General features: G+C 32.8%; 1 protein-coding gene. It reads left to right on the top strand.

The annotated features are described in order from the left end of the window. Positions 1-403, top strand: a 403-nt coding sequence (locus KQX66_RS36545) for a hypothetical protein (protein ID WP_216798406.1), incomplete at both ends; no start/stop codon positions are given.

The raw sequence follows: 403 nt of genomic DNA, 5'->3' as shown, positions 1-403 counted from the left end.
TGCTCAAGGTGTTCAATTAAGAAGTGTTATCCAGTATAGGCTAATGATGAAGAAAATTGCATACATAACATTATTGGACACGAGTGCCAAGAGCAATGGGGTAAACAAAAAAATATTTGCGCAATGTAAAGCATTTATTAACCTGGGATACGATGTAGATATTTTTTCCATGACTAGCTATGGCTTGATGAAAACCAACCTCATCACAGGTGAGAGTTATGAGGAAAAACTAAACAAACGACGGAATGTTTTATTTTACAACGAAGTTATTAATTATCTAAGCGGCAGTGACGATGATTACCACATAGTATATCTTCGACAACCATTCCCTACAATAAGAAGTATTTGCTTTAGAAGTTTTATAAAAAAAATAAAACTAAAGGCTAAAAAAGTCATTTTAGAA

Origin of the sequence: Paenibacillus oleatilyticus, assembly GCF_018998565.1 — a bacterium.
In the GTDB taxonomy this organism is placed as follows: domain Bacteria; phylum Bacillota; class Bacilli; order Paenibacillales; family NBRC-103111; genus Paenibacillus_G; species Paenibacillus_G oleatilyticus.
Note: the sequence above shows the minus strand (reverse complement) of the source record. Positions and strands in the feature narration are given on the sequence as shown.